This window comes from Fictibacillus marinisediminis, assembly GCF_023149135.1.
Classification (GTDB): Bacteria; Bacillota; Bacilli; order Bacillales; family Fictibacillaceae; genus Fictibacillus_C; species Fictibacillus_C marinisediminis.
Genome location: NZ_JAIWJX010000002.1, coordinates 2,579,339 through 2,603,481, shown reverse-complemented (window position 1 = coordinate 2,603,481; position 24,143 = coordinate 2,579,339). Strand labels below are relative to the sequence as shown.

Annotated in this window: 29 protein-coding genes and 1 riboswitch; of the genes, 24 read left to right on the top strand and 5 right to left on the bottom strand. The window is 44.6% G+C overall.

Features of this window, described 5'->3' with window-relative positions:
• The first annotated feature begins 5 nt into the window (after positions 1-5).
• From comGC to moaA, 8 genes are all read left to right on the top strand, one after another.
• Complete coding sequence (gene comGC / locus LCY76_RS13850; protein ID WP_248253122.1) at positions 6-311, top strand: competence type IV pilus major pilin ComGC; 306 nt, start codon at positions 6-8, stop codon at positions 309-311.
• Positions 295-741, top strand: coding sequence for a competence type IV pilus minor pilin ComGD (gene comGD / locus LCY76_RS13845; RefSeq protein ID WP_248253121.1), 447 nt, complete (start codon positions 295-297; stop codon positions 739-741). The genes comGC and comGD overlap by 17 nt, the downstream gene beginning before the upstream one ends.
• On the top strand, positions 725-1,042 hold the full coding sequence (locus LCY76_RS13840; protein WP_248253120.1) for a hypothetical protein: 318 nt from the start codon (positions 725-727) through the stop codon (positions 1,040-1,042). The genes comGD and LCY76_RS13840 overlap by 17 nt, the downstream gene beginning before the upstream one ends.
• Complete coding sequence (gene comGF / locus LCY76_RS13835) at positions 1,039-1,479, top strand: competence type IV pilus minor pilin ComGF (protein ID WP_248253119.1); 441 nt, start codon at positions 1,039-1,041, stop codon at positions 1,477-1,479. The genes LCY76_RS13840 and comGF overlap by 4 nt, the downstream gene beginning before the upstream one ends.
• The gene (comGG, locus tag LCY76_RS13830; protein WP_248253118.1) at positions 1,476-1,850 is read left to right on the top strand and encodes a competence type IV pilus minor pilin ComGG; all 375 of its coding nucleotides are present in this window, start codon (positions 1,476-1,478) and stop codon (positions 1,848-1,850) included. Before comGF ends, comGG begins: the two co-directional genes overlap by 4 nt.
• A complete protein-coding gene (locus LCY76_RS13825; RefSeq protein ID WP_248253117.1) occupies positions 1,847-2,374 on the top strand; it encodes a shikimate kinase in 528 nt (175 codons plus the stop codon). The genes comGG and LCY76_RS13825 overlap by 4 nt, the downstream gene beginning before the upstream one ends.
• Before the next feature lie 17 nt (positions 2,375-2,391).
• Positions 2,392-2,568 carry a YqzE family protein gene (locus tag LCY76_RS13820; protein ID WP_082683439.1) on the top strand — a complete coding sequence of 59 codons (177 nt, stop codon included), beginning with the start codon at positions 2,392-2,394 and terminating at the stop codon, positions 2,566-2,568.
• 85 nt (positions 2,569-2,653) lie between these two features.
• Entirely contained in the window at positions 2,654-3,670 is a 1,017-nt protein-coding gene (moaA, locus tag LCY76_RS13815; RefSeq protein ID WP_272885614.1) for a GTP 3',8-cyclase MoaA, read from the top strand.
• Between the two features lie 33 nt (positions 3,671-3,703).
• Here moaA and LCY76_RS13810 read toward each other — a convergent pair whose 3' ends face one another.
• The gene (locus LCY76_RS13810; protein WP_248253116.1) at positions 3,704-4,501 is read right to left on the bottom strand and encodes a YqhG family protein; all 798 of its coding nucleotides are present in this window, start codon (positions 4,499-4,501) and stop codon (positions 3,704-3,706) included.
• On the bottom strand, positions 4,470-6,167 hold the full coding sequence (locus LCY76_RS13805) for a DEAD/DEAH box helicase (protein ID WP_248253115.1): 1,698 nt from the start codon (positions 6,165-6,167) through the stop codon (positions 4,470-4,472). Before LCY76_RS13805 ends, LCY76_RS13810 begins: the two co-directional genes overlap by 32 nt.
• Positions 6,168-6,334: 167 nt before the next feature.
• A riboswitch (glycine riboswitch) is annotated at positions 6,335-6,420 on the top strand.
• 215 nt (positions 6,421-6,635) lie between these two features.
• Between LCY76_RS13805 and gcvT the strand changes: the two genes are divergently transcribed.
• The 3 genes from gcvT to gcvPB are packed head-to-tail and all read left to right on the top strand — an operon-like array spanning position 6,636 to position 10,556.
• Complete coding sequence (gcvT, locus tag LCY76_RS13800; protein WP_248253114.1) at positions 6,636-7,733, top strand: glycine cleavage system aminomethyltransferase GcvT; 1,098 nt, start codon at positions 6,636-6,638, stop codon at positions 7,731-7,733.
• A 25-nt stretch (positions 7,734-7,758) separates the two neighbouring features.
• Positions 7,759-9,099 carry an aminomethyl-transferring glycine dehydrogenase subunit GcvPA gene (gene gcvPA / locus LCY76_RS13795; RefSeq protein ID WP_248253113.1) on the top strand — a complete coding sequence of 447 codons (1,341 nt, stop codon included), beginning with the start codon at positions 7,759-7,761 and terminating at the stop codon, positions 9,097-9,099.
• Entirely contained in the window at positions 9,099-10,556 is a 1,458-nt protein-coding gene (gene gcvPB / locus LCY76_RS13790; protein WP_248253112.1) for an aminomethyl-transferring glycine dehydrogenase subunit GcvPB, read from the top strand. Before gcvPA ends, gcvPB begins: the two co-directional genes overlap by 1 nt.
• A gap of 44 nt (positions 10,557-10,600) precedes the next feature.
• On the opposite strand, the gene LCY76_RS13785 is transcribed toward gcvPB, so the two are convergent.
• The gene (locus LCY76_RS13785) at positions 10,601-10,978 is read right to left on the bottom strand and encodes a rhodanese-like domain-containing protein (protein ID WP_248253111.1); all 378 of its coding nucleotides are present in this window, start codon (positions 10,976-10,978) and stop codon (positions 10,601-10,603) included.
• Positions 10,979-11,131: 153 nt separating this feature from the next.
• Here LCY76_RS13785 and LCY76_RS13780 point away from each other — a divergent pair, with 153 nt between their 5' ends.
• The 4 genes from LCY76_RS13780 to LCY76_RS13765 all read left to right on the top strand — a co-directional run bounded on the left by LCY76_RS13780 (position 11,132) and on the right by LCY76_RS13765 (position 16,526).
• Positions 11,132-11,968: a lipoate--protein ligase family protein gene (locus LCY76_RS13780; protein WP_248253110.1), complete on the top strand. Its 837-nt coding sequence runs from the start codon at positions 11,132-11,134 to the stop codon at positions 11,966-11,968.
• A 336-nt stretch (positions 11,969-12,304) separates the two neighbouring features.
• A complete protein-coding gene (locus LCY76_RS13775) occupies positions 12,305-14,863 on the top strand; it encodes a vitamin B12-dependent ribonucleotide reductase (RefSeq protein WP_248253109.1) in 2,559 nt (852 codons plus the stop codon).
• 231 nt (positions 14,864-15,094) lie between these two features.
• The gene (gene mntR, locus LCY76_RS13770) at positions 15,095-15,523 is read left to right on the top strand and encodes a transcriptional regulator MntR (protein WP_091004697.1); all 429 of its coding nucleotides are present in this window, start codon (positions 15,095-15,097) and stop codon (positions 15,521-15,523) included.
• Positions 15,524-15,599: 76 nt separating this feature from the next.
• On the top strand, positions 15,600-16,526 hold the full coding sequence (locus LCY76_RS13765; protein WP_336606258.1) for a patatin-like phospholipase family protein: 927 nt from the start codon (positions 15,600-15,602) through the stop codon (positions 16,524-16,526).
• Here LCY76_RS13765 and LCY76_RS13760 read toward each other — a convergent pair.
• Together LCY76_RS13760 and LCY76_RS13755 are read right to left on the bottom strand one after the other, a co-directional pair.
• Complete coding sequence (locus LCY76_RS13760) at positions 16,523-16,882, bottom strand: SA1362 family protein (RefSeq protein WP_248253108.1); 360 nt, start codon at positions 16,880-16,882, stop codon at positions 16,523-16,525. The genes LCY76_RS13765 and LCY76_RS13760 overlap by 4 nt on opposite strands.
• Before the next feature lie 12 nt (positions 16,883-16,894).
• Positions 16,895-17,845, bottom strand: coding sequence for a DUF1385 domain-containing protein (locus LCY76_RS13755; protein ID WP_248253107.1), 951 nt, complete (start codon positions 17,843-17,845; stop codon positions 16,895-16,897).
• A gap of 190 nt (positions 17,846-18,035) precedes the next feature.
• On the opposite strand from LCY76_RS13755, the gene LCY76_RS13750 reads away from it, so the two are divergent.
• From LCY76_RS13750 to spoIIIAE, 9 genes are all read left to right on the top strand, one after another.
• Positions 18,036-18,536 carry a YqhR family membrane protein gene (locus LCY76_RS13750; protein WP_248253106.1) on the top strand — a complete coding sequence of 167 codons (501 nt, stop codon included), beginning with the start codon at positions 18,036-18,038 and terminating at the stop codon, positions 18,534-18,536.
• A gap of 67 nt (positions 18,537-18,603) precedes the next feature.
• Complete coding sequence (gene aroQ, locus LCY76_RS13745) at positions 18,604-19,038, top strand: type II 3-dehydroquinate dehydratase (RefSeq protein WP_248253105.1); 435 nt, start codon at positions 18,604-18,606, stop codon at positions 19,036-19,038.
• Positions 19,039-19,064: 26 nt separating this feature from the next.
• Positions 19,065-20,138, top strand: coding sequence for a M24 family metallopeptidase (locus tag LCY76_RS13740; protein WP_248253104.1), 1,074 nt, complete (start codon positions 19,065-19,067; stop codon positions 20,136-20,138).
• 20 nt (positions 20,139-20,158) lie between these two features.
• Entirely contained in the window at positions 20,159-20,716 is a 558-nt protein-coding gene (efp, locus tag LCY76_RS13735) for an elongation factor P (RefSeq protein ID WP_053357919.1), read from the top strand.
• A 123-nt stretch (positions 20,717-20,839) separates the two neighbouring features.
• Positions 20,840-21,784: a stage III sporulation protein AA gene (gene spoIIIAA / locus LCY76_RS13730; protein WP_248253103.1), complete on the top strand. Its 945-nt coding sequence runs from the start codon at positions 20,840-20,842 to the stop codon at positions 21,782-21,784.
• Positions 21,781-22,293, top strand: coding sequence for a stage III sporulation protein SpoIIIAB (spoIIIAB, locus tag LCY76_RS13725; protein WP_248253102.1), 513 nt, complete (start codon positions 21,781-21,783; stop codon positions 22,291-22,293). The genes spoIIIAA and spoIIIAB overlap by 4 nt, the downstream gene beginning before the upstream one ends.
• A 17-nt stretch (positions 22,294-22,310) precedes the next feature.
• A complete protein-coding gene (gene spoIIIAC, locus LCY76_RS13720; RefSeq protein WP_248253101.1) occupies positions 22,311-22,514 on the top strand; it encodes a stage III sporulation protein AC in 204 nt (67 codons plus the stop codon).
• A gap of 18 nt (positions 22,515-22,532) precedes the next feature.
• Positions 22,533-22,922 carry a stage III sporulation protein AD gene (spoIIIAD, locus tag LCY76_RS13715; RefSeq protein ID WP_082683440.1) on the top strand — a complete coding sequence of 130 codons (390 nt, stop codon included), beginning with the start codon at positions 22,533-22,535 and terminating at the stop codon, positions 22,920-22,922.
• A gap of 6 nt (positions 22,923-22,928) precedes the next feature.
• Positions 22,929-24,131 carry a stage III sporulation protein AE gene (spoIIIAE, locus tag LCY76_RS13710; RefSeq protein ID WP_248253100.1) on the top strand — a complete coding sequence of 401 codons (1,203 nt, stop codon included), beginning with the start codon at positions 22,929-22,931 and terminating at the stop codon, positions 24,129-24,131.
• The last annotated feature ends 12 nt before the right edge of the window (positions 24,132-24,143 follow it).

Here is a 24,143-nt window from a genome sequence, read left to right as displayed (position 1 = left end):
TTAGGATGAAAGATATGAACGAAAAAGGTTTCACGCTGATCGAAATGATGATAGTTCTCCTCATCATTTCTGTATTGCTTTTAATAGCGCTGCCGAGCATGGCAAAAAACCTTGGCGTCGCTAAAAATCTCGGATGCAAGGCAACACTGGATCTGGTTCAGGGCCAAGTAGGCGCATATGAAGCGGATAAAGAAGAAAAACTGACGGATTTAGATACGTTGGTGGCGGAAGGCTATGTGGATACGGTCAAATGTCCGAACGGAAACGTGCTGGAATTAAAAGGCGGAACGGTCGTTGAAGCGGCAGATTGAACGGATCAACGGCTATACCTTGCTGGAGCTGATCATCGTTCTTTCGATTGGGAGTATCCTGTTGAGTGTTGCCTGCGCCTCACTGCAGAAATACTACAAAGGAAGGGAAGTGCATTTTTTTCTCGAGCAATTCAAGCGTGACTTGTATTTTACACAGCGAACAGCGATAAACGAGCAAAAGCTAGTTCATTTGCATATTTTCCCGGGTGAGAACCGGTATATCATTACCACCGGCATGAACGAAGTGTATAAGAATGTTAAATTCCCAAAGCAGATTCAATTTGAATCTGCAACGATGTCCTTGAAGATTACGTACAATAAAATAGGAAACATCAGTACTTCAGGAACGATGATTATCAAAACAGATGCTGGCAGATATAAGGTGGTATTTCTGTTGGGAAAAGGCAGGTTCTATGCTGAAAGATTCTAATGGTTACTATTTGCTTGAAGCACTTCTCGCCTTAAGTGTCTTGTCGATCGTAATTAGCGGAGTTAGCCCGGTCTTGCATACCCTTTATACAGAACGCTTCACTCTTAAGCAAGACAGAGAGGCTTTAGAGCTTTTATCCAACAAAATGATTGAATCCGGAAATGGTGATGAAGGGGGGACGTCCATAATCCGTGGACGTACGGCAGACTTTCAATGGAAGAGGAAAGAAGGGAGGATCTGCATTGAATTTACGGGGAAGAATGGAAGAGCCTATCGTGAATGTGATGTTGTTAAACAATGAAGGTTAGCCAAAAAGGGTTTACGCTCGTTGAAGCAATGGTGGCGCTGTCCATCTTTATCGTGCTGGCGGGCTTTGCACCGCTGCTCATAAAAGTACTTTCGCCTCCTGTGCAAAGCGGTGTCTCAATGGAAGAATTGGAATCGTTTTATTCAGCGATCGGTCAGGCCATAAGGGAAGCGGTTAATGCGGAAGTAAGCGAAGAGAAACTGACCTTAACCACTTCTTCTGGACAGTCCGTAACCTATTCCTTCTATCAAAACCGGATACGAAAGCAGATCAATGGACAAGGATATGAAATCTGGCTGTTTTCTGTAAAGCGGTTTCGCCCTTCGGTAACTGGCCAGCTGGTTACGGTATCCATCACTGACACAGCCTCCCATGTCTATAAACGCGTGTTTGCCAGACAGGCAGAAAATGTTCTGGTGAATCCTTCATGAATAGCCGCGGATATATTTTCCCCACTGTTCTCGTTTTTTGTCTTATCCTCTCGATGCTGGCAGCACATCAGCTTCTCATTTTTATCGGTGAGAAACAGTTCATTGACGCACAGAGGGAAAGGCTGCAGCTGGATGCAATGATCGAGAAGTCCAGCCGGGATGCGATTAACAGCATAAAGAAAAATAAGGATCCAGCCGGCCGGATCGCGTTCGACCAAGGAGTGGTGGATTGCGTGGTGTCCACAGGGCAGCCTCCTGCAATGGAAATAAAAATATCGGCAAGTTTGCGAAACCATCAGACAAAAAGCGTGGTTATATATTATAATAGCGAGACTAAAAGCATTACGAAGTGGGTGGAGGGTGCAAGTTGAAACCGATTTTTTTAACAGGATTCATGGGATCCGGCAAAACCACGATCGGTTCGCTGCTCGGCAAGAGATTAGACTGGCCGGTCGTTGATACCGATCACTACATTGAAGAAAAATACGATCAAAAAGTGGCAGAAATCTTTGCATTGCATGGAGAAGAAGTGTTCAGAGGCTATGAAGCTTCTATCCTTCCTGAACTTCCTCAGCAGGATGCGATCATTACGACGGGCGGAGGAATGGCCGTTTCAGCAGAAAACCGGAAATACATGCTGGAAAACGGGTTTGTTATTTTTCTAAGCTGCCCGCTCGATACTATTTTTGAGAGACTGAAAGAAGACCGAAGCCGGCCATTGTTCAATCATGAAAAAAAGATAGAGATGGAGAAGCTGTACGACAGGAGGCTTCCTCTTTACCGGGATTGCCATTGGGTGCTCGAGACCGGGGGATATGAGCCAGAAGAAACGGTCGAAGAAATTGCAGCAAGGTTAGCGCGTTCCGATTTCGGGCAAACTGGTGACAAACAATAAAAAGGTGATGTCATCTTATGAATACCTATTTTAAGTTTGTCATTGAAGCGATCGTTAAGAGAATGAGCAGGTCTCCAGAGGAAAAACAAATGTTAAAACAGCAAAAAGCGGAACGAAAACAGCCTGTGCTCGTTTCGCTTTTTGGCATGGTCCCTTTTTCTCTGGGATTGATGTTTAAGAAGCGCCGGAAATGATGTTCCCTTTTGTTCTTATCATTTTTCAATCTACTGGAAGTATGATAATGTTGAATTATCATTTAAACGAAGAAGTGTGGTATAGATGGCTATAGAAAATGGGATTTACGATCGGCTGAAAAGACCGCTTAAAGATTTGCGGATCTCAGTCACTGATCAATGCAATTTTCGCTGCACCTATTGTATGCCGAAAGAAATCTTTGACGGGGACTATCCATTCTTAGAAAAAACGGAGCTGCTGAGCTTCGATGAGATCGTAACGATTGCCGAGCGCTTCATCTCCTTGGGTGTGACGAAGCTGAGAATAACGGGCGGTGAGCCTCTTATGAGGAAGAACCTCCCCGAACTGATCGGCCGGTTGAATCAGCTGCACGGTCTGAAGGACCTTGCTCTGACGACCAATGGCGTGCTTCTGCCCCGTGTCGCTCATGATTTAAAGAAGGCAGGAATGGAACGGGTTACTGTAAGCCTTGATTCTCTGGATTCCGAACTCTTTGGCAGAATCAACGGAAGAGGGCTGGGTATCGATCCTGTTTTAGAAGGGATGAAGGCAGCACACGAAGCCGGACTTAAAGTCAAAGTCAACATGATGGTCCGCAAAGGGGTAAACGATCAGGAAATTTTGCCGATGGCAGCCTATTTTAAAAAAACCCCCTACATCCTGCGATTCATTGAATTTATGGATGTCGGCACAACGAACGGCTGGAACATGAAGGAAGTGGTTACAAAGGAAGAAATTCTTAAAGCCATTCAAACAGAACTTCCTCTTCTCCCGGCTGCTGAAAATTATTACGGGGAGGTAGCTTCCCGCTATCAATATGCTGATGGGGAAAATGAGATTGGCATCATCTCTTCCATCAGTGATTCTTTCTGTTCATCCTGTACACGGGCAAGGCTTTCTGCAGATGGAAAGGTGTTCACTTGTCTCTTTGCTTCGAAGGGAATGGATTTTAAGACACCACTGCGTGAAGGCGCAACAAAAGATGACCTGGATAACATGATCACAAATCTTTGGAAGAACCGGGGCGACCGCTATTCCGATGAGAGAAGAGATGGAGCAGGCAAGAAGGAAAAAATTGAAATGTCATATATCGGGGGCTAAAGATAGCCCCTTTTTTTTGCACTATTCTGGTGTTCATGATGAAAGAAAGGTATCAGACAAATAAAAGAGCCCGCCATTTATAATGTCCACTGTAATTTTCGGTTCGTATTGGGTACGGAGTGCCTCTTTTTCTACCTGATAATATTCGGGCTTTTCGGTTTCATCCTCATAAAACCGATCCAATAGTTCTTCATCCTCCCGCCACCTGTTTTCTGCATCCTCCGCCCAGCTGTGATCATCTTCATGGATTTGCTGTTCAACGATTGCTTCGATTCGTTTTAATCCGCTCACCGGACGGATGAAGGGAGACAGTGTATAGCAGAAATCCGGGATTTTCCGGGTAAGAGGAAGTGAACGAAGCTGTTCATGAAAGTTGCTTTCTATTTTCCCGTTAATCAAATGAATGCCGTAAGAAGAGATCATATCTTTTTTACGGTCACATTGATAGGAGGTTTTTAAATTCACACAGAGCCATGGATTTAAGGGGATGTTCTGCCCGGAGTCCTGGCGGATCGCTTCGTACATGCGGATGAACGAACCGAGTTTTTTGGTGGAGGCAAAAATCTGATGCAGCCTCGGTGAACCGAAGTGAATAAACTCCCCATTTACGTCGGGGGGATGCTGCTGGCCTGTGACGAGAGTAAGAGCCATCGGGTTCGGTGTTCCGCCTGTTTTCTCCAGATAGTGCCAGTAGAAGGGCCGGTTCATCAGCAGTTTATCCAGCTCAACGGTGAGCTGGATCTTCATGTAACTATGATTTTTTTCCTCTACGATACAGTCGTTCGATTCAAAATAACGTTCAAGAAAATGATGAATCTCGTGCTGCTGCATGCTCTTCCCATCCTTTCTTTTTAATGCCTCCGTCTAGATTAATAAGAGCGGCAAGATTGTCCATTTTTACTTTTATTTCCCCTTCGCTTTCCGAGTTCAGCATGATATCCGAGATATAAGTTTCGATGTTTTTCAGTTCGAATTTTGCAAGGATCTCATCAAGCTCACCTATTACACTTTCAAACAAATTGATCTTATTATACAAAAGGTTTAAGATTCGTTCTTCAATGGTGTCCTGTGTCGCGAAATTATAAATATGAACGTCTCCTTTTTGCCCAATGCGGTGTATACGCCCGATCCGCTGTTCAATGCGCATAGGATTCCAGGGAAGATCATAGTTAATGATGTGCTGGCAAAATTGGAGGTTGATTCCTTCGCCACCTGCTTCAGTGGCAATAAGAACCTGTGCATGGTTTTTAAACAAGTGGGTCATGTAGTCTTTTTTGCTTCGCTTAAAGCCTCCCCGAAAAGGGACGGAGGAGATGCCATGCTGCTGAAGAAACCATTGCAAATATAGCTGTGTCGCTCTATATTCCGTAAAAATTATAACTTTATCTTTAATAGACTGAATCAGTTCCAGTGTCTGCAGTGCTTTTGAATTCTGTGAAACGTTCTCAATCTTTTTCATCAATGGGAGGATGGTCTGTTCAGTAGCGATGTTTCCGGCATCTTTCTGAAGCATGTTCTTTAAAGTGAGAAAACAGGCTTCTCTTGAACTGCATACCTCTCGCTGCAATGTCAGAATCGAGAACTTGCTTCTATTAAAGTTTGGCTGCTCTTTAAGATCCGAGATGCTATTGTACAAGTCTCTCTCACTCTCAGAGAGTGTGATAGGAATCGTTTTGACCAGCCGTTTTGGCCATTTTAAGCCGGTCTCTTCTCTGCGGTTCCTGACCATAACTTTATTGACGAGCTGTTTTAGCTTCTCTTCATTTTTCAGTGAATGTTTATCATTGCGGAAGTCTTTATCAAAATTCTCCTGATTGCCAAGATGTCCGGGTTTCAATAAAGTAACTAAGTTAAAAATCTCTTCCACCCGGTTCTGTACAGGTGTGGCGGTAAGCAGCAGACAGAATTTTTTCTTCAGATGCTGTACGAATTCATAGTTTTTCGTATTTTTGTTTTTAAGTTTATGTGCTTCATCAATGACAATGATGTCGTAATCCTGATTAAGTACAATGTCCCGGTGGGGCTGCCTTTTTGCCGTATCAATCGATGAGACGACAACATCACACTGCTCCCATACATAAGATTTTTTTTGCGCTATTGCCGGGATGAAGAATTTTTGATTCAGTTCTCCTGTCCATTGAAGAACAAGGGATGCCGGTACGAGAATGAGCACCTTTTTAGCAAGTCCCCGGATCATATATTCTTTAATAATCAAGCCAGCTTCAATGGTCTTTCCCAGACCAACTTCATCAGCAAGAATGGCTTTTCCGTTCATTTTTTCAATGACCGTTTTTGCGACCTCAAGCTGATGGGGGAGAAATGTCAGCTGCGGAAGATGATCCGGTGCCTGAAGGCCGAGAAAATCAGGAATCGACAGGTTCTTCTCCGCTTCAAGCGCAAGATTATATAACTCCCATTTTGTCCAGGGTCCGTCATCTTCCATTCTTTTCACAAAGTCTTCATGCCAGTCCCGGTTAAAGTTAATGTTGAGATTCATCTACAGCTTTCCTTTCTCTGTACGGATAGCGCACCTATAGGTAATGGTATACAGATTCCCAAAATGGCGTTGCTTTTTAAACTGAAATAATGATAGGATAATAATGTGCTTCCAAGGTAAAAACATATATTTAGTATGGACGATGGAATATAATTACATACTTGCGAATGAAAGCAAGAGGAGAGACTATTTCGGTAGCGCCGAAGGAGCAAGCAGGAGCGAAACTCTCAGGCAAAAAGACTCTTGTTTGACGCGTCTCTGGAGAGCGTCCGCGGTCACGCGGCCACCAACGAAGAAACGAAGGGGTATGCCCCTGAGAAACTTACTGGTTAAAGGACAGAGGGATACCTGGCAAAGGTATTTCTCTGTCCTTTTTTCGTGTATATCCTGTTCAGCGGATCAACTTGTGTGATTTTTACTTGGAATTTTTTGAATATTACCAATGATGGATTAAAAGGAGGAAGAGTAATGGGGGACTTAAAGCGTACACCACTTTTTGAAGTTTACAAGGGCCATGGCGGCAAAGTCATCGACTTTGGCGGATGGGAGCTTCCTGTCCAGTTTTCCCGTATAGGGGAAGAGCATGAGGCAGTCCGTACAAAAGCCGGGCTCTTTGATGTATCTCACATGGGTGAATTTGAAGTGAAAGGTGAAGGAGCAAGTGAATTTCTGCAATACATGCTCACCAACGACATCTCAAAGCTAAAAACCGGAGGCGCACAATATACCATAATGTGCTATGAAAACGGGGGCACGGTTGACGACCTGCTTGTTTATAAGCACAGTGATCAGCATTATCTTCTCGTTGTGAATGCATCCAACATCGAAAAGGATTTTAACTGGCTTGAGTCACATGCAACAGAAGGCGTTGAGCTTGCCAATATCTCTGATTCTACAGCTCAGCTCGCTTTGCAGGGGCCCGCTGCAGAGAAGATTCTTCAGAAGCTGACTGATACAGAGCTGCCCTCCATTGGCTTTTTTAAATTTAAAAATGATGTAGACCTGCAAGGCAACAGAGCGCTTGTATCACGCACGGGCTATACAGGGGAAGACGGATTTGAAATCTACTGCCGTCCTGAGGCTGCAGTCAAGCTTTGGGATCTTATCCTCAAAGCAGGTGCAGAAGAGGGAATTATTCCATGCGGTTTAGGTGCAAGGGATACGCTGCGATTTGAAGCGAAACTTGCGCTTTACGGCCAGGAGCTGACAAAGGACATCACTCCGATCGAAGCGGGAATCGGTTTCGCAGTAAAAACGGATAAAGAAGCAGATTTTATCGGCAAGGAAGTCCTCAAACAGCAGAAAGAAGCAGGCGCACCCCGTAAACTGGTGGGTATTGAGATGATCGACAAGGGTATTCCACGGTCTCATTATGAAGTTTTCAAGGATGGAGAACGCATCGGAGAAGTCACCACAGGCACTCAATCACCGACTCTGAAAAAGAACCTGGGTCTGGCTCTGATAAAAAGCGAGTTTACTGAATTAGGAACAGAAGTGGAAGTACAAGTAAGACAAAAACGATTAAAGGCGGTTATCGTTAAGTCGCCGTTCTATAAACGCAGCTAAATTAGCCACTGGGGAGGATATTCACATGACGTTTCGTTATTTGCCGATGACAGAGCAGGATAAAAAGGAAATGATGGAAGCTGTCGGTATAGCATCGACAGAAGAATTGTTCAAAGATATTCCAGAAAAGGTCCGCTTTAAAGGAGAACTTCAGATTGAAAAGGCCCTTCCTGAGCCAGAGCTTGTAAAATACATGTCAGGACTTGCGCAAAAAAACAAAAATACGAAGGACTATGCAAGCTTTTTAGGTGCGGGTGTCTATGACCATTACACACCATCGATCGTAAACCATGTAACCCTCAGATCTGAATTCTATACAGCGTATACACCGTACCAGCCCGAAATCTCTCAGGGAGAACTTCAGGCAATCTTCGAATTCCAGACGATGATCTGTGAGCTTACAGGCATGGATGTAGCGAATTCATCCATGTACGATGGGGGAACAGCCCTTGCAGAAGCGGCATTGTTATCTGCAGGACAAACGAAACGCAAAAAGATTATCGTATCCAAAAGTGTTCACCCGGAATCCCGTGCTGTTCTTCAAACCTACGCCAACGGACAGTTTCTCGAAGTTGTTGAGGTGGGAACAAAGGATGGACTGACGGATCTGGATCAGCTCAAAGAAGCGGTGGACGGAGAGACCGCTTGTGTACTCGTACAATATCCTAACTTCTTTGGCCAAGTGGAATCATTGAAAGAGATTGAGGAAATTGTTCACAGCGAAAAAGCCATGTTCGTTGTTTCGAGTAATCCGCTGTCATTGGGAGTACTTACTCCTCCTGGCAAGTTTGGAGCAGATATTGTCGTGGGAGATGCACAGGTTTTCGGAATTCCTCAAGGATTTGGCGGACCTCATTGCGGCTATTTTGCCGTAACACAAAAGCTGATGAGAAAGGTTCCGGGCCGTCTCGTCGGACAGACGGTCGATGAAAACGGCAAAAGAGGTTTTGTATTGACGCTGCAGGCGCGTGAGCAGCATATCCGCCGCGACAAAGCGACCTCTAACATCTGTTCGAACCAGGCTTTGAATGCCCTGGCTGCTTCTGTTGCCATGACCGCTCTTGGAAAGCAGGGCATCAGAGATATTGCAGGACAGAATATCCAGAAAGCGCATTACGCAAAGAATGTTCTTGAAGAAAAAGGTCTGTCCGTTCCATTTGATGCACCTTTCTTTAACGAATTTGTCGTAAAACTGAACAAACCTGTAAAAGACATCAATAAAGAATTGCTCGAAAACGGAATGATCGGCGGATATGATCTGGGCCGGGATTATCCTGACCTTGAAAATCACATGCTCATTGCAGTCACTGAACTGCGCACTAAGCTTGAGATTGAAAAACTGGCAACGGTATTGGAGGGGCTATAATGAACAATCATGATACAGCACTTATTTTTGAATTGTCCAAAGAGGGCAGAGTCGGTTACAGTCTTCCCGATCTTGATGTTCCGGAAGTAAGCCTGGATAGTCTTATTCCTTCTGATTATGTCCGTGAAGAGCCAGCTGAGCTTCCTGAAGTTTCCGAGCTTCAGATTATTCGCCATTATACGGCTCTTTCTAAACGAAACCACGGTGTAGACTCCGGATTCTATCCGCTTGGTTCCTGCACGATGAAGTATAATCCAAAAATTAATGAAGATGTGGCGCGATACCCTGGTTTTGCACAGATCCACCCTCTTCAGGACGAAGAAACTGTACAGGGTGCGATGGAGATGCTTTATAACCTTCAGACCTCTCTTGCTGAAATTACGGGGATGGACGAAGTAACCCTTCAGCCGGCAGCCGGAGCCCATGGAGAGTGGACAGGATTAATGATGATCCGTGCCTACCATGAAGCAAATGGAGACAGCCACCGTACAAAAGTCATCGTTCCTGACTCGGCTCACGGAACGAATCCTGCATCAGCAACCGTTGCGGGCTTTGATTCTATTACCGTTAAATCCGATGAGCGCGGACTTGTTGACCTTGACGACCTTCGCCGTGTTGTAGGGGAAGATACAGCCGCTCTTATGCTGACGAATCCGAATACACTCGGTCTTTTTGAGGAGCACATCCTTGAAATGGCGGCTATCGTCCATGAAGCCGGAGGAAAACTTTACTACGATGGTGCCAATATGAATGCCATCATGGGCTACACACGCCCGGGAGACATGGGTTTTGATGTCGTGCATTTAAACCTTCATAAAACGTTCACAGGCCCTCACGGCGGCGGTGGACCTGGATCAGGTCCGGTTGGAGTGAAGAAAGACTTGATCCCGTTCCTGCCAAAACCTGTTCTAGTGAAAAAAGAAGAAGGATTCACGTTTGAATACGATCGTCCACAATCCATCGGCCGAGTAAAACCATACTACGGAAACTTCGGCATAAATGTCCGCGCCTACACCTATATCCGTACGATGGGCCCAAAGGGACTTAAGAATGTATCAGAGTATGCGGTGCTAAACGCCAACTATTTGATGAGAAGGCTTGAGCCGCATTTTGATCTTCCGTTCACACAGCATTGCAAACACGAGTTTGTACTGTCCGGCAGAAGACAGAAGAAGCTCGGAGTACGTACACTGGACATGGCAAAGCGCCTGCTTGATTTCGGTTATCATCCGCCGACCATCTATTTCCCTCTTAGCGTAGAAGAGGCGATTATGATCGAACCGACAGAAACCGAGTCAAAAGAGACGCTGGATGAATTCATCGATGCGATGATCCAAATTGCTCAGGAAGCCGAAAAGTCTCCAGAAGTCGTTCAGGAGGCGCCGCACTCAACAGTTGTCAAAAGACTGGATGAGGCGATGGCTGCCCGTAAACCAGTGTTACGTTATGTAAAGTAGAATACTAATAAAAAAGGTTCGGGAGATTACTCCCGAACCTTTTTTCATGATGATTTAACTTTGCCAGTCCATTTTTTAAATCCGCCTCTCAAATGAGAAAGGTCAGTATATTTATTTTTACGCAGGAATTGTGCGGCTCTGGCACTGCGCATACCGCTCTCGCAGTATAGATAGACCGGCTTGTCCTGGCGAATTTCAATTTTACGCTGTTTCATTTGTGTCAGAGGAATGTTCCTCGCACCAAGTATATGCCCTTTTTTAAATTCCTCCGGTTCCCGGACATCAATCAGCTGTGCTTTACGGTATCCAGCTCTGAATTCCTCTTCGCTTAGCGTTGTTAAATATTTCTTTTGATACAGCGCGGTCACTACGAGGTAGACGAGAACCGCTGCCAAAATAGCAAGAACGATAATCCATTCCATTTCATTTGCACTCCTTTTTTCTATCTCCTACAATTATATCTTCACAGCCCGCCAGAATCAAAAGAATAATATAAAAAAATTGGCAGTACTTGATGTTTTGACAGGAGTCATAGTTTTGATAAACTAGTAGGGTACTAAAAAGGAGATAGTTATATGGAGAGAGAAAAGTGGTTATTCATTGATTCAGGAAACTGTGATCCTGCCTATAACATGGCATTGGATGAAGCATTACTGACGTGGCACAGCGAAGGCAAAATTCCACCGGTCATACGGTTCTATGGCTGGAATCCAGCAACGCTGTCCATCGGCTACTTTCAGAAGGCCGAAAAGGAGATTAACCTTGAGGCGGTTGAAAAATACGGCCTTGGCTTTGTGCGCCGTCCGACGGGAGGCCGCGGAGTTCTCCATGATCAGGAGCTTACATATAGTGTGATTGTTACCGAAGAGCATCCTAACATGCCAAAAACAGTGACGGAAGCCTACCGGGTTATATCCGAGGGCATTCTGCAAGGTTTCCGCAACCTTGGTTTGGACGCCTATTTTGCCATCCCGCGTACAGAGGAAGAGAAGGCGGGATTGAAAAACCCTCGCTCGGCTGTCTGTTTTGATGCTCCTTCCTGGTACGAACTCGTGGTAGAGGGGAGAAAAGTAGCCGGCAGTGCTCAAACCCGCCAAAAAGGGGTTATTCTGCAGCATGGTTCCATCCTCCTGGATCTGGATGAAGACAAGCTGTTTGATCTTTTTGTGTACTCCAGTGAACGTGTCCGTGAGCGGATGCAGAAGGCTTTTAAGAATAAGGCGGTAGCCATGAACCAGCTCAGGGAAACACCGGTCACACAAGAAGAAGCGAAGAAAGCTTTCCATGCCGGGTTTGAAGAAGGATTGCAGCTCGATCTGCAGCCGTACACTTTGAATGAAGAGCAGGAGAAAGAAGTAGAACAGATCGCTGAATCAAGATATAGAAGCAAAGAATGGACGTTTAGAAGATAAGGTGGAAATCGGGACAACGATGGCTGTCTCGGTTTTTATTTTTTGCACTTGTCAAGCCAGAAAAAATTTTTGGACCGTCCACAAGGATGTTCAATAAAGCCCGATGTTACAAGGTTCCTTTCGTTGGTATTTTTTTCAATCTTTAAATGTGTAGAATTGAGGGGATTTGAAGCGGAAAAAACATCAAATTCTATGTTTTTCTTAATAAAGCTTGGTTTTTCTAGTTTGACAAGATAAATATTTTGACAACAGGTTTACCTATATATAGTATAGTGGTAACTTAACTACATACAACATATAGAAAAAAGATTGGATTTTTTCATAAGGAGGAGAATGATGGGAGTAGCGGTACATGACCCTTCAGGAATTAACATTGAAATGCTGAATAAGGATATTGAACAATTTCCCCAAGTACACCCCGTAACAGATGACATGAAAACAGCGCATAAAGGTGTTTCCCGTCTCGTAATGCTGGACAGGTACAGTTTTAAAGATACAGAGAGGAAAACATTAAAGGAAGGAGATTTCGTTGTATTAACGGTCAAAGAAGACCCGAAATTCCCTGCGAGAGGTCTTGGATATATCGTCAGTATCGATTGGGAAACGAAAACCGCACGTGTCAGGGTAGAAGATGAGTTCAAGTCTGCCCTTGATAAGCCGGAGGAAGCGGAATCAGGAATCATCAACCGTTCTTTGGACGTGATGGACAAGCCGCTTGAAGTGTTTTATGAGCAGATCGCAAAGAGAAATGCGACAGGGCTTGCAAGTGTGGAAACCACTGAAGAAAAACGTCAGGAATCTTTCGAGAAGTTTTACAAAGAACTTTCCGAGATGAACTTTATTCCGGCAGGACGTGTTCTATATGGTGCCGGTGCAGAAACAGACGTTACGTATTTCAACTGCTACGTAATGCCGTACGTGAAGGATTCAAGAGAAGGAATCTCAGATCATCGTAAACAAGTAATGGAGATCATGAGCCGCGGCGGAGGGGTAGGAACAAACGGTTCGACCTTAAGGCCGAGAAACGCTCTGGCGCGCGGAGTAAACGGAAAATCATCCGGATCGGTATCCTGGCTGGATGATATTGCGAAGCTTACCCATCTGGTTGAGCAGGGTGGGAGTCGCCGCGGCGCTCAGATGATCATGCTTGCGGATTGGCACCCTGACATTATCGATTTTATTATTTCAAAAATGCAAAACCCAAGAATCCTTCGTTACCTGATCGAAAACACAGAGGATGAAAAGATTAAGCAGGTCGCTCAGGACAAGCTTAAATTTACTCCGCTGACACCGACGGAAAAAGCGATGTATGAAGGAATTCTACGTTACAAAGAGATTCCGGGAACAGGCGGATTTGATGCAGATGTTCACCGTGAGGCAGAGCGTATGCTGCGTGATGGGGGAACATACAGTGTTCACAATTCCGAATTCCTGACAGGGGCGAATATCTCAGTAACGATCACGAAAGAATTTATGGAAGCTGTAGAAAATGATGAAGAGTACGCTCTTCGCTTCCCGAACGTTGAAAATTACACACCGGAAGAAATGAGAGCTTACAACGAAGAATGGCATGAAGCTGGTGATGTAAGAGTCTGGGAAGAAAAGGGCTACAGCATCCGAGTTTATAAAAGGATCAAAGCAAGAGAGCTTTGGAACCTCATTAACATTTGTGCAACCTACTCAGCTGAACCAGGGATCTTCTTCATCGATAATGCTAACGACATGACCAATGCTGTTGCCTATGGGCAGAAGGTTGTAGCGACAAATCCATGTGGAGAACAGCCTCTTGCACCATATTCTGTCTGCAACCTTGCTGCTGTTAACCTTGGCACCATGGCAGACAAAGAGAACAAAACGATAGATTTTGAGAAATTGGAGCGCACAGTAGAAGTTGGCGTTAGAATGCAAGACAATGTAATTGACGCGACACCTTACTTCCTTGAACCAAACCGCATCCAAGCACTCGGTGAGCGCCGTGTCGGCCTTGGTGTCATGGGTCTTCATGATCTTCTCATCTATTGCGAAACAATGTACGGTTCAGAAGAAGGAAACGAGATGGTGGATAAAATCTTTGAAACCATCGCTACTACCGCATACCGTACATCCATCGAGCTTGCCAAAGAAAAAGGAAGCTTCCCGTTCCTGGTTGGCAAGACAGAAGCAGAAACGAAACAGCTTCGTGAGAACTTTATTAAAACCGGCTATATGAAAAAACTGCCGGAAGATATCCATCAAGGCATCTTGAAATATGGGATCAGAAACTCTCATTTATTAACTGTGGCTCCTACGGGAAGCACCGGGACCATGGTTGGAGTCTCTACAGGGCTTGAACCTTACTTCTCCTTCTCGTACTTCAGAAGCGGAAGACTGGGTAAATTTATTGAAGTGAAAGCTGATATCGTCAAAGAATATTTGGATCGGAATCCGGAAGCGGACGAAAACAACCTGCCTGAATTCTTTGTTTCAGCTATGGAATTGTCTCCTGAAGCGCATGCGGATACGCAATGTGTGATCCAAAACTGGGTAGACAGCTCCATCAGTAAAACGGTGAACGCGCCGAAGGGCTATTCTGTCGATCAGGTGAAAAAAGTATATGAGCGTTTATACAAAGGCGGAGCAAAAGGCGGGACCGTGTATGTGGACGGAAGCCGTGATGCCCAGGTCTTAACGCTGAAAGCTGAGGAGTCTTTTGAACAAACAGAAATGAACCTTGGGGAAGAAGAAAAAAGTAAAGTAGTACTTGTGGATACGATTACCGATCTTCGCTCAACAGACGTAACAGTCGGAAACGAGGTTGGCAACACATGCCCGGTCTGCCGCAAAGGAAAAGTAAAAGAAATCGGCGGCTGCAACACGTGCACGAACTGCAACACTCAGCTAAAATGTGGATTGTAAGCACAGTTCTTTTATAAAAGAGGCATGACCTGCGGGTCGGCCTCTTTTTTTACGGACGGAAGTACTGGAAAGGCAAAATCCCACTGCCGCCCGAAAGCAGTAAAATCATCACGAAAGCGCAAAGCACAGAGTGCACTCTGTTACTTATAAAATCAAACTGCCTTGTCACCCTTTCTTTTGTATAGTAAAATTTTAGACAGAGCAGAGAAAGAATGAATCGGAGGGAACAGCATGCCCCCAACACCCAGCATGGAAGATTATATTGAACGAATCTATGCGTTAATTGAAGAAAAAGGATATGCCAGGGTTTCTGATCTTGCTGAAAGTCTGGAAGTACATCCCTCCTCAGTTACAAAAATGATACAAAAGCTGGATAAAGGAAAGTACCTCGTCTATGAAAAGTATCGCGGATTCGTATTAACGCCAAACGGAAAAAAACTAGGCAAACGCCTCGTTTACCGGCATGAATTACTGGAAGGCTTTTTAAAAGTTATCGGTGTTGACCAGGAAAAAATCTTTGACGACGTAGAAGGAATCGAGCATCATTTAAGCTGGAATGCTATCGACAGGATCGGGGATCTTCTGCAATATTTTGAAGAAGATCCGCAGAGAGTTGAAGCATTAAAAGAGATACAGCAAAAAAATCAGGAACAATCATAACTGCCGTTGTGATTGTTTTTATTTTTGTTGAATATTGTACTTCCCCTCGTGATTAGGATAATAAAGGGGGGAATTCATGATGATGGTGGATGGAGTATTCTCAGGCGGTGGCATTAAGGGGATATCATTGATAGGAGCCATTCAGGCAGCAGAAGAAAGGGGCCTTCAATTCAAACGTGTAGCTGGAACGAGTGCCGGGGCGCTCGTGGCTTCCCTCGTAGCAGCAGGATATACTTCTGCTGAACTGAAAGATCTGATTCACAATGTCGATTTGAAACAGTTTCTTGATGAAAAGAAATCATGGGTGCCCATACCGTTTATGAATTGGCTGAAAGTGTATTGGAAATTAGGTCTTTATAAAGGGGATGCCCTTGAAAGATGGGTTAAGGAGCTTTTAAAGGCAAAAGGCATTGAGACTTTTGCGGATATTCCGGACGGATCGCTGAAAATTATAGCTTCAGATATTACCCGTGGTAGGCTGGTCGTACTGCCTGATGACCTGCAGGAATACGGTTTGCTGAAAGAAAAATTTCCGGTAGCCAGAGCGATACGGATGAGCTGCAGCATTCCTTATTTTTTTTATCCGATCACCCTTTATAACCGTCTGGGCCAAAAAAGCTTTATTGTAGATGGGGGTGTTTTAAGCAACTTTCCGATTTGGCTCTTTCAGCGAAAAGACCGGACGTCTGAACGGCCGGTCCTTGGGTTTCAGTTAAGTTCATCGTACGGAAACATTCCTGCACATAAAGTGAACAATGCCTTTAACTTGTTTAAGGCACTGTTTCAGACGATGATGGAAGCCCATGATAACCGCCATATTTCCAAGTATGATGCGAGTGATATTATTTTTATCCCCGTAAAGGAAATTTCAGTGGTTGATTTCGAACTGGCAGAGGAAACGAAAAATGCTTTAATGGATTTTGGGTATCTGCAAGGAACAGAGTTTTTAAACCGGTGGGTGTCAGGAAAAAAAATATGGACTCCATATAAAAATCGAGCCTAAAAAGAAGCTCGATTTTTTTTCTTATTCTTTTTTCCTTCAATCACTGTTAGGTTGTGATCTTTTTTACGTTTTTTGAACGGAGCGGGTTTGTTTGAAGCTGAACTCTTCTTAATCGGTGGGGCAGGTTGATTATACTTTCGTTTGGACTGCTTTACCGCTTTTTTGTATTTTCCGTTTTCACCGGGACGAAACCGCTGAAAGATAAAATAAACAAGAGCAACAACCAAGCCGATCATGAGCAAATTCGTGATTAACTTTTGAGGTGAAAAGATTAATTGTGACCCAAGTCCAATTACTGCCAACACGATAATAACCCAAATGACTGGATGAAATGATTTTCGATGCAACAGGTTCACCTCCTTGAAGAATTAAACGATTTTTGTACTGTTTTCGAGTTTTCTTTTTTCATGTTCGGCATCCCGGCGGAGCATTTCGGTAAATGACAGGATGGCCACTTCGGTCTGTTCACGGTCAGGTTCTTTCGTGGTCAGAAGCTGTAGCCATAAGCCAGGAAATCCGAGATATTTGAGAACAGGGACATTCCTTAGTTTGTTCGTAATCTGCAAAACTTCAAAAGAAACACCGAGGACTACCGGAATCAGCACTAGCCTGTAAACGACCCGCTGCCATAAAGGATCAGACGGAACGAACAGATAGATAAAGACTCCGACCACTACCGTAAACAGGATGAAACTGCTTCCGCAGCGGTAATGAAGCCTGGTTTGCTTCTTTACATTATCAACGGTAAGTTCAAAACCGTTCTCGTAGGCATTAATTACTTTGTGTTCCGCTCCGTGGTATTGAAAGACTCTTTTTATTGTTGGCGTTAAAGACACAAAGTAAATGTACGATAGAAGAAAAAGAAATTTAAAGAATCCCTCCAGCAGGTTTTGGCCGATATGGCTTTGCACCCAAGGCCTGAATGCTTCTGCGAGAAAAACAGGAACTAGGGTAAAAACAAATTTTGCAAACAGAAAAGAAACGATGCCAATGATGGCTAGACTGAAAACAAACATCGCTTTGGATGAGGAGGGCTCTTCCTTTTTTAATTCTTCACCTGGCGGGACGTTATATCTTTCAGTAGAATAGTTCAAATGTTTGGTTCCGTTTGAACTGGCCTCCAGAATAGCCGCGATTCCCCGCAGAAAAGGAACCTTTTTAATCTTGTTGAGCCATGGGCTGTAGCGCTTAATCACTTCGAAATACTCAATACTGTCATCATTCCTGCGGATGGCGGTAACATATGTGTGCTTGCCGGCAAACATCACCCCTTCGACGACTGCCTGGCCGCCGTATGCCGGTTTTTTGTTTTCTGTCATTTCTACACCTCTACCCTTTATGTTTATTAGCTTAATTCTACAGGAAAACGCTATAAACCTCTAGGCAATCGTGCGTTATCTTTATTTTTCCCATTTTATACATTTTTAACACGGAATATTAATAGAACTCAACTTATTGAAAGCAATGAAAGAAAACGGGGCATACTGTAAGATGGAGGTGTTTTTTCCAATGGATGATTTTAAACAGGACAAGAATAAGCGAGAAGAACCGATGTCCTTTATGGCCAGGGTGGTCAGTGTTGGATTCTTTGGGGGTCTTTTCTGGGGGCTTGTCGGTTATGTTGCCTACTACCTTAATTTGTCCAAGATTGGACCGGCGCTCATCCTTGCACCATGGGCGCTTGGAAAATGGAAGTCGCTATGGCTTGGCCAGCTCATCGGTGTCATTGCCATTTCTCTTCTTTCCATTCTCGTTGCTATTTGTTACCGATATCTTCTAGCAAAAGTAAAAAGTATGGCTGGCGGCCTCTTTTTCGGTATTGTTCTCTGGGTCATCGTTTTTTACTTGCTGCACCCCATATTTCCAGGCTTGGAAACGATGGGTAAGATAGGAAGAAATACGATTGCCACTACACTGTGCCTGTATATTCTGTATGGCATTTTCGTAGGGTACTCCATATCTTTCGAATATCAGGAACGGCAACCTTCAAAAAGCGGGGAAAGTACCTAACTATTCAAAAAAATACCTGTATGATAGAATGTTCATGGAACATTCTATTTTATTAAGGGGGCCAATCATGGAACGAATACTGGTCATTAACGGCCCGAATCTGAACCGGCTCGGTACAAGGGAGCCCTCCATATACGGTGATGACACACTGGCTTCTCTTGAACAGCGGCTTACTCATTTCGGAGAGATAAATAACATGAAGGTAGAGTGCAGGCAATCCAATCATGAAGGGATCTTACTGGACTGGATTCAAGAAGCAGAGAGTAAATTTGGCGGGATCGTCTTAAATGCAGGGGCCTTTACACATTATAGTTATGCAATTCGGGATGCCATTGCTAGTGTGAACATCCCGGTTATCGAAGTACATATTTCAAACATTCATGCAAGAGAGGAATTTCGCCACCATTCGGTCATCGCACCTGTTGTGGCCGGACAGATCGCAGGTCTCGGGTTCAAGGGATATGAGCTTGCGGTTTTAGCACTGCTTGATTCGTTCAGCTAAAATAGGGCATTAGGGGAGGAAAAGGCATGTCAAGATTAGAGAAATTGAGAGCGGAATTTCAAAAACATGATATTGACGGGCTCATCGTAACATCCGGGAAAAATCGAAGATACCTCAGCGGATTTACAGGAAGTTCTGGTGTGCTTGTCATCTCTAAAAAAGAAGCGAGACTCATTACCGATTTCAGGTATATGGATCAGGCAACAGAACAAGCGAGAGACTTTGAGGTTATTAAGCACACTGCTGCTATTCAGGAAAAAGCTGTTCAAGCCGCGGCTGAAATGGGAATAAAGAAAGCCGGGTTCGAGCAGGATCATCTCACCTTTGCTCAATACCGCACGTATGAGAAGTACATCTGCAGCCAGGACACGGAGCTTGTGCCGATTTCCGGCCTGATTGAAAAATTACGCTTGATTAAGGATAATTCAGAGATTAAGATATTAAAGGAAGCCGCACAAATTGCGGATGCAGCATTCTCTCATATCACTTCTTACATAAGGCCTGGCCTAACGGAGCTTGAGGTCTCGAATGAGCTTGAATTTTTCATGAGGAAGAATGGGGCATCGTCTTCTTCTTTCGATATTATTGTGGCATCAGGCTATCGCTCTGCACTTCCGCATGGAGTAGCTTCTCAGAAGAAAATAAGCGAGGGGGAACTCGTCACCCTTGATTTTGGAGCATATTATAAAGGCTATTGCTCGGATATTACACGGACGGTTGCTGTTGGCGAAATATCTTCGGAGCTTCGGAAGATTTATGAGACGGTTTATGAAGCACAGGCAAGGGGAATGCAGGGAATAAAACCCGGAATGACGGGAAGGCAGGCAGATGCCTTAACGAGGGACTATATTACCGAACAGGGATACGGTGAATATTTCGGACATTCGACGGGTCATGGCATTGGCCTCGAGGTTCATGAAGGACCTAGTCTTGCTGTCCATTCAGACATCGTTCTTGAGGCGGGTATGATCGTCACAGTAGAACCGGGAATCTATGTTTCCGGTTTAGGCGGAGTAAGGATAGAAGATGATGCCCTTATTACGGAACAGGGGAATGAATCACTTACTCGTTCTACAAAAGAGCTGCTTATTTTAGGTTAGTATAATCAGGAGGAAAAACGATGATTTCAGTTAACGATTTTAGAACAGGATTGACCATTGAGGTAGACGGCGGAATTTGGCAGGTAATGGAGTTCCAGCACGTAAAACCAGGAAAAGGAGCTGCCTTCGTTCGTTCTAAGCTCCGCAATCTCCGTACAGGGGGCATTCAGGAAAAAACGTTCCGCGGCGGTGAAAAAGTAGCTAAAGCTCACATCGAGAATAGAAAAATGCAATATTTATATGCTTCAGGTGATACACATACGTTCATGGATAATGAATCGTATGAGCAAACCGAACTTACATCCGCTCAGCTTGAGCATGAATTAAAATTCCTGCTTGAGAACATGGTCGTTCAGATCATGACCTATCAAGGCGAAACCATCGGGGTTGAGCTGCCGAACACGGTAGAATTGGAAGTTACAGAAACAGAACCTGGAATTAAAGGTGATACAGCTTCAGGCGGATCAAAACCAGCTACCCTTGAGACTGGCTTGATTGTTCAAGTTCCTTTCTTTATTAACCAAGGCGACAAATTAATCATTGATACACGTTCAGGTGACTACGTTTCCAGAGCGTAAATTTATACATGCAAAAAGCTTCATTCCTCATCGGAGGGATGGAGCTTTTTTGTATTTCCTCAGGTCATAAAGCGTGCTGACAAGCATAAGGTATAATACCTATTTCTTTTTGGGGTGGTGCGCTTGGAAAATGTAATGGCCGTGTTGCCGGAAGCTGTCTGTAAATTGATTATAAATTACCCGAAGGAGCAGTTAGATCAACTTGAGGAAATCCGTTTTCGATTGCAAAAACCGCTCGAGCTGATCATTAATGGCAAACCTGAATACCCTTCTACCGGCAGCGGATATTATATCGTTCGTCCGGAAGATGGCGTTCAGCTGATCAATAAGCTAAGCCGGTATTCCCTTTATGCTCTGGAAGAAGAACTGAAGAGAGGCTATATCACCATCAAAGGCGGACACCGGGTGGGTCTCGCGGGTAAAGTGATCACGGAAAAAGGTGAAGTAAAAGCGATTAGAGATATCGGTTCTTATAACATCCGTATCGCCAGACAAAAAATCGGAAGCGCTGATCCTTTCCTCTCGGATCTCTACCATAACCGCCGGTGGCTGAACACATTGATCGTGGGAGCGCCTCAGACAGGAAAAACAACGCTGCTGCGGGATCTTGCAAGAGCGGTAAGTGCAGGATGGCCGGAAAAGAATATACCATCCAGCAAAGTAGGCATTGTTGATGAACGCTCAGAGATTGCAGGGAGTGTGAAGGGGGTTCCGCAGTTTGTATTGGGACAAAGAGTGGACGTGCTCGATGCCTGTCCCAAAGCGGAAGGCATGATGATGATGATCCGGTCGATGAGCCCGGAAGTGCTGATTGTTGATGAGATCGGAAGAAAAGAAGATGTGGATGCCATTCTGGAAGCGATGAACGCTGGGGTAGGAATGATGATGACCGTTCACGGACACTCCCTTGAAGAAGCGCTCCGGCGTCCTGCCATTTCCCCTCTTGCTGATATGAAGCTTTTTGACAGGTACATTGAACTGACAAGGACAGGCAAGCCTGGCACCGTCCGAGGGATCTATGATGAGAACAGGAAGCGTATCTCTGCAGAAATGAAGAGCAGGGCATGAACTGGTTTGGAGCGGTACTTATTCTACTGTCGACTACGTGGATCGGTTTTGGGATGGCTAAAAAAGTAAGAGAAAGGCCGAAACAGCTTAGACAGCTGAAAGTAGGCCTCCAATCGCTGGAGGCAGAAATCATGTACGGCCTCATTCCGCTTGATGAAGCCTTCCTCCATCTCAGTACCCAGCTGAAAGGGCCGGTTGCCGAATTTTTTCTCGATGTATCGAATCGGCTGGAGGAATCGGCTTCTTCTGTACTGGAGGCTTGGGAGAGTGGTTTAGCCGGTCTGTGCGATGCCTCTGCCTTTAAAAAAGAGGAGATTGAGATCCTCAGGCAGTTCGGCTCAACCCTTGGGAGACACGACCGGGAAAACCAGCAAAGACAAATCAAGTTAACACTCGCACATCTGGAGAGAGAACTTTCTGAAGCGAACGAAGCACAGTTGAAATATGAAAGAATGTACAAGAGTCTCGGTATTCTTGCGGGGCTGCTTCTCATCATCTTATTGTTCTAGGCATGGGAGGAAATCAGATGGGTTTTGACGTGAACGTCGTCTTTCAAATTGCTGGTCTTGGAATCATTGTGGCGATGCTGCACAGTGTTCTGAAGATGGTTGGAAAAGAAGATTATGCAAATTGGGTGACACTGCTTGGGTTCATCGTAGCGTTATTTATCGTTATTTCACTTTTAAGCGACCTGTTTCAAAAAGTGAAAGGCGTCTTTCTTTTTCAATAACTGAAGGGGGTTTCCAACATTGAGATTCTTCAAATTGTAGGATTAGGTTTAATAGGTACGTTTCTTGCCCTCATTCTGAAAGAACAAAAAACGTCCTTTGCCTTTTTGCTTACCCTCGTTGTAGGAATTACGATCTTTCTATTCTTAATCGATCAGATTGCTCTAGTGTTAAGGATGCTGGAGCACCTGGCTGAAGAAGCACATATCAATCTTATGTACGTTGAAACAATCATGAAGATCATCGGTATTGCGTATATTGCCGAGTTCGGTTCACAGATTACGAGGGACGCCGGGCAGGGTGCAATTGCTGCCAAGATCGAACTTGCGGGCAAAATTCTCATTCTTGTCATGGCGATCCCGATCTTGTCTATCATTATTGAGACAGTCATTAACTTGATTCCGAAGTAGGAGGTGATGAAGACGGTACAGCGGGATTTATTATCCAAGAAATTAATCTTTTTATTTCTTTTGTTATATGGACTCTATACATGGAACAATGGAGTGCAGCCGGCCAGAGCCTCTTCCATCACCAAAAACATCATGGATGATCAGCTGTCCAAGCTTGGAGTAGAGGATATTAAAGAATATTGGACAACCATTATGACAGACTATGGAGGCTTTTTGCCGGAAACGCAAAAAGGGTCTCTGATGGAATTCATAAAAGGAGAAAAAGATTTTAGTATAAAGGCATGGGCATTAGGCATTTTAAAATATTTATTCTATGAAGTTCTTATTCAAGGGAAGCTGCTTGGCACGCTCATTTTACTGACTGTTTTCAGCATGCTGCTGCAGACGATCCAAAATGCTTTTGAGCACCATGCCATCAGCAAGGTCGCATACTCTATCATCTATATGGTATTGATCATCCTTGCGTTAAACAGCTTTCACATCGCCATGCAATATGCCCAGGAAGCGATCAGCACGATGATGAACTTTATGATGGCTCTCGTTCCTCTCCTGCTCGCTCTGATGGCCACAGTCGGAAGTGTGACATCGGTTGCATTTTTTCACCCGGTCATCGTGTTTCTGGTCAATTCGAGCGGTCTTTTGATCAACAATTTTGTTCTCCCCCTATTATTCCTGTCGGCCTTGCTAAGCATTGTGAGCACACTGTCTGAGCATCATAAGGTCACCCAGCTGGCAATGCTGCTGAGATCTATTGGAATGGGGGCGCTGGCTGTTTTTTTTACGGTTTTTCTAAGTGTGATCAGTGTACAGGGAGCGACGACAGCGGTAGCTGACGGAATTACGGTAAAAACCGCCAAATTTATCACCGGCAACTTCATCCCGGTCGTGGGCCGGATGTTCACGGATGCGACGGATACAGTCATGAGTGCCTCAGTACTATTGAAAAATACAGTGGGTATTGCAGGCGTTGCCATCTTGTTTCTCCTGGCTGTTTTTCCAGCCATTAAAGTACTTGCTCTAGGGTTTATCTACAGTTTTGCAGCTGCAGTCCTTCAGCCGCTGGGAGGCGGACCGATCATCGAATGCCTGGGTATTATCGGAAAAAGCGTGCTGTATATTTTTGCAGCCCTGGCAACTGTCTCCATCATGTTCTTTCTTGCGGTAACGGTTATTGTAGCAGCAGGAAATCTATCATTAATGATCCGTTAGCAGGAGGCCAAG

What these genes read in the sequence shown, in the direction of transcription:
- comGC (WP_248253122.1), top strand. Translation starts at nt 6, where the DNA reads ATGAAAGATATGAACGAAAAAGGTTTCACGCTGATCGAAATGATGATA.
- LCY76_RS13840 (WP_248253120.1), top strand. Translation starts at nt 725, where the DNA reads ATGCTGAAAGATTCTAATGGTTACTATTTGCTTGAAGCACTTCTCGCC.
- comGF (WP_248253119.1), top strand. Translation starts at nt 1,039, where the DNA reads ATGAAGGTTAGCCAAAAAGGGTTTACGCTCGTTGAAGCAATGGTGGCG.
- comGG (WP_248253118.1), top strand. Translation starts at nt 1,476, where the DNA reads ATGAATAGCCGCGGATATATTTTCCCCACTGTTCTCGTTTTTTGTCTT.
- LCY76_RS13820 (WP_082683439.1), top strand. Translation starts at nt 2,392, where the DNA reads ATGAATACCTATTTTAAGTTTGTCATTGAAGCGATCGTTAAGAGAATG.
- moaA (WP_272885614.1), top strand. Translation starts at nt 2,654, where the DNA reads ATGGCTATAGAAAATGGGATTTACGATCGGCTGAAAAGACCGCTTAAA.
- LCY76_RS13810 (WP_248253116.1), bottom strand. Translation starts at nt 4,501, where the DNA reads ATGCAGCAGCACGAGATTCATCATTTTCTTGAACGTTATTTTGAATCG.
- LCY76_RS13805 (WP_248253115.1), bottom strand. Translation starts at nt 6,167, where the DNA reads ATGAATCTCAACATTAACTTTAACCGGGACTGGCATGAAGACTTTGTG.
- gcvT (WP_248253114.1), top strand. Translation starts at nt 6,636, where the DNA reads ATGGGGGACTTAAAGCGTACACCACTTTTTGAAGTTTACAAGGGCCAT.
- gcvPA (WP_248253113.1), top strand. Translation starts at nt 7,759, where the DNA reads ATGACGTTTCGTTATTTGCCGATGACAGAGCAGGATAAAAAGGAAATG.
- gcvPB (WP_248253112.1), top strand. Translation starts at nt 9,099, where the DNA reads ATGAACAATCATGATACAGCACTTATTTTTGAATTGTCCAAAGAGGGC.
- LCY76_RS13785 (WP_248253111.1), bottom strand. Translation starts at nt 10,978, where the DNA reads ATGGAATGGATTATCGTTCTTGCTATTTTGGCAGCGGTTCTCGTCTAC.
- LCY76_RS13780 (WP_248253110.1), top strand. Translation starts at nt 11,132, where the DNA reads ATGGAGAGAGAAAAGTGGTTATTCATTGATTCAGGAAACTGTGATCCT.
- LCY76_RS13775 (WP_248253109.1), top strand. Translation starts at nt 12,305, where the DNA reads ATGGGAGTAGCGGTACATGACCCTTCAGGAATTAACATTGAAATGCTG.
- mntR (WP_091004697.1), top strand. Translation starts at nt 15,095, where the DNA reads ATGCCCCCAACACCCAGCATGGAAGATTATATTGAACGAATCTATGCG.
- LCY76_RS13765 (WP_336606258.1), top strand. Translation starts at nt 15,600, where the DNA reads ATGATGATGGTGGATGGAGTATTCTCAGGCGGTGGCATTAAGGGGATA.
- LCY76_RS13755 (WP_248253107.1), bottom strand. Translation starts at nt 17,845, where the DNA reads ATGACAGAAAACAAAAAACCGGCATACGGCGGCCAGGCAGTCGTCGAA.
- LCY76_RS13750 (WP_248253106.1), top strand. Translation starts at nt 18,036, where the DNA reads ATGGATGATTTTAAACAGGACAAGAATAAGCGAGAAGAACCGATGTCC.
- aroQ (WP_248253105.1), top strand. Translation starts at nt 18,604, where the DNA reads ATGGAACGAATACTGGTCATTAACGGCCCGAATCTGAACCGGCTCGGT.
- LCY76_RS13740 (WP_248253104.1), top strand. Translation starts at nt 19,065, where the DNA reads ATGTCAAGATTAGAGAAATTGAGAGCGGAATTTCAAAAACATGATATT.
- efp (WP_053357919.1), top strand. Translation starts at nt 20,159, where the DNA reads ATGATTTCAGTTAACGATTTTAGAACAGGATTGACCATTGAGGTAGAC.
- spoIIIAB (WP_248253102.1), top strand. Translation starts at nt 21,781, where the DNA reads ATGAACTGGTTTGGAGCGGTACTTATTCTACTGTCGACTACGTGGATC.
- spoIIIAC (WP_248253101.1), top strand. Translation starts at nt 22,311, where the DNA reads ATGGGTTTTGACGTGAACGTCGTCTTTCAAATTGCTGGTCTTGGAATC.
- spoIIIAE (WP_248253100.1), top strand. Translation starts at nt 22,929, where the DNA reads ATGAAGACGGTACAGCGGGATTTATTATCCAAGAAATTAATCTTTTTA.